The organism is Blautia sp. HA3515 (assembly GCF_059933065.1).
This window is the reverse complement of the sequence record NZ_JAYFUY010000055.1, coordinates 1-11,016: the sequence shown is the minus strand read 5'-3', so window position 1 is coordinate 11,016 and position 11,016 is coordinate 1. Positions and strand designations below refer to the sequence as shown.

The window sequence follows — 11,016 nt, the reverse complement described above, 5'->3', positions numbered from 1 at the left end:
CAATGATCAATTCCATAGTTGGAGATTGTAATGGCATCTTGCTTATCTGTTTTCACACGCCTCAATCCCTGACAACGGTATTCCTTCATTTCAAATGGATTGACCACTGCCACAAACACCCCTTTCTCTTGCAAATAGCATAATACCGGCAGATGGTAGATCCCGGTAGCTTCCATTACTACACGAACATCATCATTTAAACGCAGAAGCATAGACGTTAATTCTGATAATTCTTTCTCTGTATGACAAACTTCAAAAGGTTTGCTCACAATCTCCCCATACGGCTTCAAGATACATATAGTACTTTTTTCTTTTGATACATCAATTCCTACACTTATCATCTGTAACCTCCTAAAAAAATTTGTAATTGTCCCATCCACACTTATTACCACTCATTTTAGTTCGTTACACGAAAGCACCTTGCGGGTTTCAACCTGCTTAAACGACCGCTTATAATAAGGGGTGGGTTGACGGTTTTTATGACGGATGTGGTTAATCCCAAAAGCAGCTCGCCAGACCAATTACTTCCTTATCATAAAAAAATAAGTGCAGAAGATAAAGCACTAATGATATACTTTATCTCTTACACTTATATGGTACTAAAAAAGAAGCTTATATAAAGCTTCTGACGTCATAATATATGAGAAAAATGGATTTTTTTACAAAATGAAAAGGTTGTTTTCAGGATCATGTCTTGACCACATTTTTACGAATACTCGGTATCGGTTGATACCATTTGACGCTGATATGTAATAGAAATTATGTACTTATATTTTTGAAATTATCATTTTTAGAGTTGAGCTGTGTTTTTTCATCTTCTTAAAATGTTGTTTTTTGACCCATATCTGTACCACGTTTTAATTTCCTTTTGAGATTAACCTCATCACTTTCCAATAGCATCAGATGGCATTTTGATGTTTTTCCTTCTGCCTATTAAAGATAAGTTGTAACCCCAGTGTTTATGCGGGTTTCATGCTTCTCTGAAGCTGTTTTGACCCATAGATTACCCATATCTGTATTCGAACTGGTATTCTGGGTTAGTTTCTCTGTTGGCAATTTAATTTCCTCTTTCTTCTGTATAGTTTTCTGAGAACTTTGCATATTCCTTTTCTCATGTTATTTTCTAAAACACAGCACGACAGTATAATAACATGCCAAAAAAAGAGTTTCAAGATATGATTTTATAATCTGATATCAACACAGAAAATACAGTCTTTCGGCGTACCTTAATTAGATGGGCACTGTCATGACCACCACACCACTATTCCGTTAATGATCATAAAAAACCGCCGGATTCTTCCGGCGGCCTTTCATTACATTAGCTGTCCAAAGTCTTGACTTTTTCAACCATGGACTGATATTCTATTTGTGTTATTACTTTATGATCCAGCAGATTTTTTGTAATAGTCTACTTTCCATTTCTCACTGTGCATGTCCGGAGCGACTGCTTGCTGTTTCTTATTTCCGCTCCGGTATAAACAATATGCAATCAGATATACGATCACACAGATATAGACCATTCCAAAGTTCCACACGTTATATAGAAAAGCTCTCATAGTCCAACTATTTAAGATAAAATGATATGTGGTAAGACTAAAAGTAACTGACCACATGCTGAACTGGGCAAAAAAATATACGATAGCTGTTTTCTTTCGAATCCCGATTCCAGCCTTTGTCAACCTGAACGAAGCATTGATCATGATTATAAGTGAAAGTATTGCACCTAGTTTCCCTATAAGCATCACACATTCACTCCCGTCTGAATAAGAACGGAAGTATAACAGCCCCCATGCCCTCTCTATATCAAATTTAAAAAGCATTTTTAGAAACATCACATAACTATATGTCTCATATATTAAAAGCAGAGTAAACAAAATCCCTGCTATATTACACTTCTTATTTTTCTCCATAATCACATCTCCATAGCCCATAAATCAACAGCTGCAAATTCTACCCGGTAGTTTCTGTCTTTTTTTCCGCAATAAAGGCACATTCCCTTTAACGGGTAAGGATCATGGTAATAACCGATTCCTTTGGAAGGTAGTACAAGAGCAGCAGTTCCAACCAGCGTTTCCTTATCATAGATCTTTGCAATTATTGTTCCATCGATAACCGCTTTTACATCCTCAAATATTGTAAACGGTTCAGTAAGAGCAACTTTTGTGGTCACGGTACAGGTTCCGGTTTCTGATACGTCAACTTCAGTCTCTGTAAAAACAAGTCTTTTCAGACAAGTCTGCACATCGTCTTTTGCCATCAGTTTTGTCTTGGCACTATCAATAGATGCTGCAACTCCTCTCGCCTGGCTTTCATAAGAAACGGCTCCCATATAAGAATTCGTGATCAGAGGGGAAAAAGCCTGCAGGTTTGCCTTGTTCTGAGCCCTTATCTGTGCATTTTGCGCCTGGATATTAAGTGCCGTTGCTGCTCCGGCAGCAGGACCGGCTATTCCATTTGCAATGCCTCCATGAATTGCCCAATCTTTTTCTTTTTGTTGCGGAAGCATTCATCACAGCTTTTGCTCCACTTTTAAGGGTATCTGCGGTTTGCAAAAGTGCAGCCCTTTCAGCAGTAAGCATGGCAATCCTCTTTTCTCTTCCAGTCATGCCCTCATATTTCACAAGAGTTTTCTGCTCTGCTCTTTCTTCTTCCCTTTTAGCTATTAAAGAATCATCCAACTCTTTTTGTTCTTTCTTTTTAACCAGTACTTTCGCTTCGGAATACAGTTCTGAGATATCCGAATATTTAATCCCATGTTTTTCAGCTATCAATTTAGCTTTTTGTACTTCTTTTTCATTTTTGCATTGTTTGATATCAGATTTGAGGCATTCTTTGTAAAATTCTTCTTTTTTATTTTTTTCCTGTGTCTCTGCTGTTATTATCTTATTTTTGCAGATCAGATTATAAATACGAACTACCACTCCGATTCCGACTATAATCAATGCAGGTTTGAATAAAGAATTACTATTAGATCCGAGCTTTAACTACACCGTAATTAGGCTCGGATGGGGTATTCATGATCTCTGAAAGAAGGACTGCTATCCCTCCCACTGTTAACGTTGTCCCGGAAGCTATCTGTCCCTTTTTACATATCGTTGCTTTTTTAAATGCACCATACAAAACTACGATTCCCCATAAAGCGATAATGCTTCCTATAAGTTTCTCCAAAAACACTGCTTCTCCTCCTCTTACTCATAATATTTGCTTTTTTGTAAAACCGCCCTCTTTTGAACAATCTATTATTAATATGTGATATTTCCGGAAGATTGTCTGTTTTTACAGAAAAGACTTGTTTTCTAAACATAACATATTCTGTAGTCAAATACCATATGCTGTCAGATAAGTACTTTAATCGCAAAAAAAAGAAGCCCGGTGCATCAGGATCCTTACATTTGTACTATTTCTGAACTTTTAATTAAATTTGTATTCACGCCTAAACATAAATCTTGGCTAAACATGATTGAAAGTTTCTTCAGCAAGATGACCAAGCAAATGTTACATGGAATTCGTGTCAATACTAAGCAGAAATTGGAAGAACGAATTTACCAGTATTTTGAGGGGATCGATCAATCGAGAGGAGGATTCGAACTCTTGCCCCCACGGTTCGTAATCGTGTACTCTATCCACTGAGTTACGGGAGTATTGTGAGTCTTTTCACATGGAATACAGTTGAGTCGGCAGGGTGGGACTTGAACCCACACTCATAATGAACCGGAGCTTAAATCCGGTGCGTCTTCCAGTTCCGCCACGGGCACAAAAAATGCCGCCTGTCATGAAAAACACAACAAACGGCTGAAAGATTTTCTTTTGAGAGAAACTATCCATTTTGCACAGTGTTATTTATTTTCCCATGACGAATAAAACCAAATTTTTATGAAAAACTTGATAACAAAAAGTATCGGTTTTTGCGTGAGGATAAATAACTCATTTTTCTTTTATTTTACCCATAAATTTTTCCTTAAAGCAGATCTTTGTCAATGATCTGGTAATTCGCCCGGTGTATGTACAGTGCTTTTCCGTCTACCATCAACTTGGTCATTTTCGGTAGGTCGTCCGGAATTTCCCAATAAACATCATTTCCGGAAAAAGCCGCAATCGGCTGTCCAAGCTGGGATTTAATCACTACCACTCTGGACTTTCCAAAATCGTTCTTGTACTGGTTTAATACCCTTGCCAGTGCTGCGTTATCGATAATGCCGTTTCCTCCATTGCTGTAAATTTCATCCAGAGAGAAATCGACTTCCGGTTCAAGTCCCTTCTGCACGAAAACACAAGTGTCCCCACAGCTCTCGATTTCTTTTCCATCAATGGTAATGGTGAGCACAGAGGACAGGTCATATCCGGTTACTGCCTTTCCATCGCTGTCATAGCTGGTTGTCTCGATTTTATTCCCGGTAATGCTGATTTTCTTCCCCGACGTTTTCAGTGTCTGGTTCCCATAATTGTCATAAGTGTACACAGTATAATTGTTTCCAACCAGAGAGCCATGGATGTCATTGATAATGGATCCAAACTTTGCACATCCTGTCAACAGAAATACCAGGATTGCCGGCAGCAGGAGCATAACTTTTCTTTTCTTTTGCATTCGTTTCCTTTCCGTGGATCAAAGCCACTCTTCCATTCCTACATATTCAAATAATACAGGAATGTTCTTTTTATTTATTATCTCACAGCCGCACCTGCCTGTAAACTGCAACAAACTGCTTATATATAACAAGTTTGCAGACTCCTCTTCTGTTACCTGCAGGGTATAGTTAGTGGTTAACATCTCGCAGTATGCCCGTTCACAGACATTCCGGAAAGTTTCCTGGCTGATTTTCATAAGAAATTTTTCGTAGGAATTTTTCAGAATGACATATTAAGTACGATACAAATTTATGAAATATGGGAGGACATACATATGAGAACATTCAAAGTCAACCCTGAGATCTGCAGCCATCTTAGAAAAAACTTTTAAATGCGTAATTACGTATGCCGTTTTTTTACAGACGAAAGTGGGAATATCCGGTGCAAGACAAATTTCTTCTACGTGAAGACCGCCTATCCTGTGCTGGATATGGATGAAGTTTAGGACGCAAAAGAAGCATAATGCAAGACTTTTCTGTTTCTGTTATTTTTTGTTATATTCCCACATTTTCTTGATGTTTTCTTTTGGGAGGATCCAGAAAGTAGCCTGCACGTTTTCAGAATTCTCAATATCGAAAATTCGGTACCAGGATTTCTTTTTGAATACTTCTCGTTCCCTTGGTGTAGCATCTGGATCATCATAATACCAGTCTAACTCTTTCTCTGTATCACACCAGGCAGAATCATTAAGCTGGGCACAGGTCCATTTTTCTTCATCTGATAATACTGCTTTATCGTCAGGAACTTCTAATTCGAGCAGGACCATTGGTTCTTTATACCATCTGAATTCAGTCCACCTCAGATCCGGCTTTTTATGCCGGCCACGCAGTTTGTACCATGCCCATACTGGATGGATGCCCTTGGCCGGTGCCATCCCGATTTTTTTCTGCCATATATGCTTCCATCCAGGCATAGGCCCGCCCAAATTGCTTATCCTCTGTGTCATCCAAGAGCATATCACACTTCGATGGATCACAGATATATACGCCATTCTTAAGGACGGTATTTACATATACTTCTTTTGGCATGGTTGTCCAAAGTTTCATTCTGCATCCTTCCTTCCTGAAAGGGTCATAATACCAAGAACCGCTGGTATTGCTATAACAACAGATATCCAGGCATTCTGGAAAATAATCCAGGAAAGAACTGAAAGAATAAGGAAAACAATCAGTTTCATCCTAGCATCTGGCTCCAGTTTTCTTTTTTTGAGCAGAGAGCAGGACATAACCAAAGTAACCGTGCAGGCCAGGAACAGGACGAAAATTGCGGCTGCGAGAAGAATTGCCATTACTCCGGTGAGACAGCCAAGCAAAGTGGTAAAAGCACCTGGGAGGACTATATAACCGCTGATATAATCAGACATCGCTTCTGCTTTGGAAACCATTTGTGTCCCAGCTGTTGTGATATGTTTTGCATAGAACAGAAATGCAACGAATCCTGCTCCTGCTATGGCAAGGAGCAGGGTATATATCCCGATAAATACTGTTGAAAGCCATGCTGTTACTGGTAGTTTTTCTCTTTCCTGCATAATAGTCCTCCTACTGAGCCAGGTGAATGAATATCATTTTTCTTATATTTCTATCATTTATAGACTGCCATTTACAATACAATGTAGGAAACTTCTTTGAAGCTGAAAAATCATCTTGTATTTTGAACCGGAGCTTAAATCCAGTGCTTTTTCCAATTCCACCATGGGCACAAAAATAAAAAAAATCGAGCAGAAAGTCTGCTGTTAATGGCTTTCTACCCGATTTTCTGTAAATATGTATATTAACCTTTTACACTTCCCGCAGTTAATCCTTCAATAAAGAATCTCTGACAGGAAATAAAAACTACAAGTATTGGAATTAAGCTCAGCACAGAAAGAGCAAAAACATATCCCCACTGTGTAAACTGATGCTGTCCGAAAAATCCTGAAATAGCAATGGGTAAGGTTCTTTTCAGGTCATCATTGATGACCGTATTTGCCCAGGGAAACTCTTCCCATGCGGTAAGGAAATTAAAAATGGATACGGAAGCAATTCCTGGTTTAGTTAATGGAAGAATAATCTGAAAAAAAACAGTAAATACGCTTCCTCCGTCTATATAGGTCGCTTCGTCTAACTCTCTGGGAATATTCTCTACAAATCCTTTTATCATAAATGTAGAATATGGAATAACCCATGCAACATAAAACGGAATCAATCCAGATAACTTATTGATCACCTTCAATTTAACAGCTAACTCATACTGAGGAACGATTAAAGTAGTTCCAGGTATGATCATGGTTAACATGATGAATGTGAATAAAAACTTACGTCCCGGAAATCTGAACCTGGCAATACAGAATGCCATTGCTGCGGCAACGACGGCCGCTATGGCAACTGTTACAGTGGAAACAAAAATACTGTTAATAAAATTGTTTCCAAATTTTTTCTGTCGTAAAATGTACTGGAAATTTTCCAAAGTAATTTCTTTTATTTTTGGAAAAAATCTGGGAGGATATTCATATAATGCACCATTTGGCTTCAACGCAGTACTCAGCATATAAATCATTGGAAGAACAACAATGATAAGCCCCAGAGTGAGAATCAGGTATATGATTCCTTTATAAGCCGCTTTCTTGGATATTTTCAAACTCCCACACCCCCTAATCAAGTTTGCTGTGGTCCATCATCCGAAATTGAACAATTGCCAATATTCCCAATACTACTGCAATAATAAAGGAAAGCGCTGCGGAGTAACCAAATTCACCTGTGCTGAAAGCTTTATAGTACATCCAGGTTAATACACTTTCTGTCTTATGCCCTGGATTTCCATCTGTAATCATTTTGATAGATGTAAATACATTAAAGCCACCAATGGTGAGCATTACAAGTGCAAACAGAATCGTTCCTTTTATGGACGGAATCGTTACATAGAAAAATTTAGCAATGCTTCCTGCACCATCTAATGCTGCAGATTCATATAAGTCCCTTGGAACCGTCTGCAAAGCAGCTAAAAATACTACCATATTCCAGCCAATTCCTTTCCAGGTTCCCAATAGCATTGCAACACTCATGCCGCCCCATCGACTGTCCAGCCAATGGATGTTTCCGCTGGTCAGATGTATTACTTTGGTGAGAAAATAGTTTAACAGTCCTTCGGTGTTAAAAACATATTTAAACACTAAGGATGCAATTACCCAGGAGGTGATAACGGGAAGGTAATATGCCACTCGATAACTAATAGAAAATTTATTAATATTGTTTATGAGCATGGCGATCAGAAGTCCCAGTATCATTTGTGCAGGTACTGTTATCAGCGTATACACAATAGAATTGGAAAATGCCAGGTGAAAATATGAATCTGTTAATACCTCTTTATAATTGGCAAATCCGATGAACTCCTGATCAAACATAGAGCCAAAATCCCATTTGAAAAAGCTGGTGATAAATAACTTTACGATTGGATAAATGGTAAAGAATCCAAAAATCAAAATACCTGGAAGGAGAAGAAATCCAATCTGGATATTCTGGCTTTTCTTTGTTTTCATACGATCCCTCCCGTTAACTTAAGAGTCTGTTCTTTTATTCTTCTGCTAATAAATCGTCTACTTTTTCTGCCAGTTCATCCATGGCATCCTGTGCACTCTTCTCTTCGTTCATAACAGCACTTACAGCAGTTGCAAGTTCACTGTCGATTTCAGACCAGCAGGATACAGTAGGTCTGGATTCAGCAGATTTAATGGCTTCGATAAATGGTGCAAAATCTGCATTCTTTACGGTATCACTTTCGAGAGTAGCTTTATTTACCGGAATCTGGCTGCATTTTGCCATTTCTTCCTGAGCAAACTCCCCAGTCATAAATTTCATGAATTTCCATGCAGCATCTTTGTTTGCAGTATTAAACATGGAAATATCCTCGCCTCCAAGAACGGAATGAGAACCGCCCTCTCCTTCTGGCATTGGGGCTGTAGCATATTCAAAATCCGGATAAGAGCCTTCCATTTCGGAGATTTTCCATGGACCATCCATGATCATAGCATATCTTCCAGTTCCAAAACCGTCAGTCATTGGAATATCGCCACTGTTCCATCCGGTGATAGCACCCTCTTTATACAGATCAGCCAGTGTCTGGATTGCGTTGACGGTTTCTGTGCTGTTTAAATATCCGGTGGCTTTAGTCTGGTCTTCATTGGTTATGGAACCACCCATACTCCAGATAAACGGGCATAAATTCCACCCAGCCAAAGCAGGTTCATCATAGCCCCAGATTTGCTGACCGTTTTCATTTTCGCCTGCCAGCTTCTTGCAATCTTCTATAAATTCATCCATAGTGGTTGGTGCCAAAAGGCCGGCATCTTCAAAAGCTTTTACATTATAGAACAATATTTTCGTATTTGTATTTAAAGCAAGTCCATATGTATCCTGCCCAATTTGCGCAGTACTCATGGCACTTTCCAGAAGACCGTCTGCAACTTCCTGATAATCATCCATTTCCTGGTTTAGAGGTACTAAAATTCCCATTTTTTCAAACTCAGGTACCCAAGCACTGTCAAGGCGTGCTACATCGGGAAGTGTTTCAGATTTGGCACTGATCAGAATCTTTTCATGAAGGTCTGACCATTCATGGGAAACTGCATTTACCTTAATATCAGGATTTTCTTTTTCAAACTCAGGAATCAAAACATTATTCAATGTCTCGTTTTCAGCAGACTGCTCACTATAATGATGCCAGAAATTAATGGTAACCTCATCTGCATAACAGGGTGCTGTGCCCAATGCTGTCACAAACATTGCTGTTGATAAAATAGCGAATAATTTACTGCTTTTTCTCATCTTTCATTCCTCCTGTTTTCAATACGATACCTTCAAATGCTTTCAAAGATAATTTTATACTTCCCTGGCAGGGAATCATGTCTTCATTAAAATATTTTGTGTTTACCAGCTTTTCTGCCTCATAACTTTCGCCAGTCAAAAGATTCTTATACCTGGCAATTTCCAGAACAGGAAGCAGCACCTCATATTCCTCTTCTGTCCCATTCATAAGAACGTAAATCTGCTGATTTTCTGACTGACATAAATACCCATATATCATTTTTTTACATACAAGTGGTATAATGTTTCCTGTTCGTAGGCAGGAATATGATTTTCGGATACTAATTATTTTTTTATAAAAGGATAATACTTCCGTGTTTTGTTTTTCTGTTTTCCATTCCATGCATCTTCTACAATCAGGATCATTATCACCATTTAAGCCAATTTCATCACCATAATAGATGCTTGGAGCTCCTGGAAAACACATCTGGAACAAAGCGGCCAGTTTCAATCGGCGAATATCACCTTGACAGTTCCACAAAAACCGTTCCGTATCATGGCTGTCTAATGGCTGGAAAAGTGCTTGTCTGATTTCTTCCGGATAATGAGAACGCATCTGGCATATCCTGTGATTAAACATTTTTGCGTCAATACTGCCCCTGGCAAAAAAATCTCTCATACTATCCCGAAATACATAATTCATGATACTATCTACAGATTTTCCATCCAGCAATGAAAAACCATCTCCCCATGTTTCTCCCAAAAGGAGACAATCCGGATACGCTGATTTAATTCTGTATCTGATTCTTGCCCACAAAGAGGGATCAATTTCATCAGCTACATCCAGGCGCCATCCATCGATATGATATTCGTTCAGCCAAAAGACCATCACATTATAAATATATGACTGCACTTCCGGATTCGCTGTATTCAATTTGGGCATGTACCCATAATCTCCAACACATTCATAAACCGCATCGGTTTCAGATACTTCTACAGGAAATTTCTTGATATAAAACCAGTCGCAATATCGTGATAATTCCTGTTTTTCAATCACATCCTGAAACGGAGCAAAATGAATGCCACAGTGATTGAATACTCCATCAAGAATGATTTTTAACCCATATTTATGACAGGTCTCAACCAGTTCCAGGAATGTTTCCTTTGTTCCAAACGAAGGATCTATCTCCAGATAATCCGTTGTAGCATATTTGTGATTAAAATCTCCTTTAAATATAGGAGTCAGATACAGGCATTCTACTCCAAGAGAATCCAGGTATTCCAATTTTTCCAAGATGCCTTCCAGATCTCCGCCCATATAATTCTCTCTATTGGGAGCAGTTCCCCATTCCTGGCATTCGGGAGGATTATTAGAAGGATTCCCGTCAGCAAAGCGTTCCGGAAAAATCTGATAGTAAATCACACCTTTCGCCCATTCAGGGATTTTTAAAACATTAGTTTCATTTGCATAGAGAAATTCATAAAAACCATCTCTGGGTTCAGCTTCACTGGTGTCCCATGCATTTAGAAAATAAAGCTTTCCTGTGTTGTCAATCAACCTGAAATAATATTTCAAATATCTTAACGTATCTGTTGTAATCACTTCAGCTGT

12 protein-coding genes, 1 tRNA gene and 1 pseudogene are annotated in these 11,016 nt (G+C 38.7%); 1 reads left to right on the top strand and 13 read right to left on the bottom strand.

The window, feature by feature from the left end:
• From R1Y93_RS03945 to R1Y93_RS03930, 4 genes are all read right to left on the bottom strand, one after another.
• Positions 1–341: IS110 family transposase (locus tag R1Y93_RS03945; RefSeq protein WP_500821705.1), on the bottom strand; the 341-nt coding region annotated here is incomplete at its 3' end.
• A gap of 1,038 nt (positions 342–1,379) precedes the next feature.
• Entirely contained in the window at positions 1,380–1,910 is a 531-nt protein-coding gene (locus R1Y93_RS03940) for a hypothetical protein (protein WP_500821704.1), read from the bottom strand.
• A gap of 2 nt (positions 1,911–1,912) precedes the next feature.
• Positions 1,913–2,506 (bottom strand): hypothetical protein, encoded by a 594-nt coding sequence (locus R1Y93_RS03935; protein ID WP_500821703.1) that lies wholly within the window; start codon positions 2,504–2,506, stop codon positions 1,913–1,915.
• Positions 2,507–2,967: 461 nt separating this feature from the next.
• Positions 2,968–3,168, bottom strand: a complete 201-nt coding sequence (locus R1Y93_RS03930; RefSeq protein ID WP_500821702.1) for a hypothetical protein — start codon at positions 3,166–3,168, stop codon at positions 2,968–2,970.
• 246 nt (positions 3,169–3,414) lie between these two features.
• On the opposite strand from R1Y93_RS03930, the pseudogene R1Y93_RS03925 reads away from it, so the two are divergent.
• Positions 3,415–3,570, top strand: a pseudogene (locus R1Y93_RS03925) (transposase); the annotation flags it as partial.
• Positions 3,571–3,574: 4 nt separating this feature from the next.
• Here R1Y93_RS03925 and R1Y93_RS03920 read toward each other — a convergent pair.
• The 9 genes from R1Y93_RS03920 to R1Y93_RS03880 form a co-directional block, all read right to left on the bottom strand.
• Positions 3,575–3,633 (bottom strand) — tRNA-Arg (locus R1Y93_RS03920).
• 325 nt (positions 3,634–3,958) lie between these two features.
• A complete protein-coding gene (locus R1Y93_RS03915; protein WP_500821701.1) occupies positions 3,959–4,585 on the bottom strand; it encodes a DUF5052 family protein in 627 nt (208 codons plus the stop codon).
• A gap of 525 nt (positions 4,586–5,110) precedes the next feature.
• A complete protein-coding gene (locus tag R1Y93_RS03910; RefSeq protein WP_500821700.1) occupies positions 5,111–5,500 on the bottom strand; it encodes a DUF3841 domain-containing protein in 390 nt (129 codons plus the stop codon).
• Positions 5,439–5,672, bottom strand: coding sequence for a hypothetical protein (locus tag R1Y93_RS03905; protein ID WP_500821699.1), 234 nt, complete (start codon positions 5,670–5,672; stop codon positions 5,439–5,441). The genes R1Y93_RS03910 and R1Y93_RS03905 overlap by 62 nt, the downstream gene beginning before the upstream one ends.
• Positions 5,669–6,154: a hypothetical protein gene (locus R1Y93_RS03900; RefSeq protein ID WP_500821698.1), complete on the bottom strand. Its 486-nt coding sequence runs from the start codon at positions 6,152–6,154 to the stop codon at positions 5,669–5,671. Before R1Y93_RS03900 ends, R1Y93_RS03905 begins: the two co-directional genes overlap by 4 nt.
• Before the next feature lie 242 nt (positions 6,155–6,396).
• Complete coding sequence (locus R1Y93_RS03895) at positions 6,397–7,242, bottom strand: carbohydrate ABC transporter permease (protein ID WP_158420383.1); 846 nt, start codon at positions 7,240–7,242, stop codon at positions 6,397–6,399.
• Positions 7,243–7,255: 13 nt separating this feature from the next.
• Positions 7,256–8,140, bottom strand: coding sequence for a carbohydrate ABC transporter permease (locus R1Y93_RS03890; protein WP_158420384.1), 885 nt, complete (start codon positions 8,138–8,140; stop codon positions 7,256–7,258).
• A gap of 34 nt (positions 8,141–8,174) precedes the next feature.
• Positions 8,175–9,425 carry an extracellular solute-binding protein gene (locus R1Y93_RS03885; protein ID WP_500821697.1) on the bottom strand — a complete coding sequence of 417 codons (1,251 nt, stop codon included), beginning with the start codon at positions 9,423–9,425 and terminating at the stop codon, positions 8,175–8,177.
• Positions 9,409–11,016: glycoside hydrolase family 13 protein (locus tag R1Y93_RS03880; RefSeq protein WP_500821696.1), on the bottom strand; the 1,608-nt coding region annotated here is incomplete at its 5' end. The genes R1Y93_RS03885 and R1Y93_RS03880, both read right to left, overlap by 17 nt.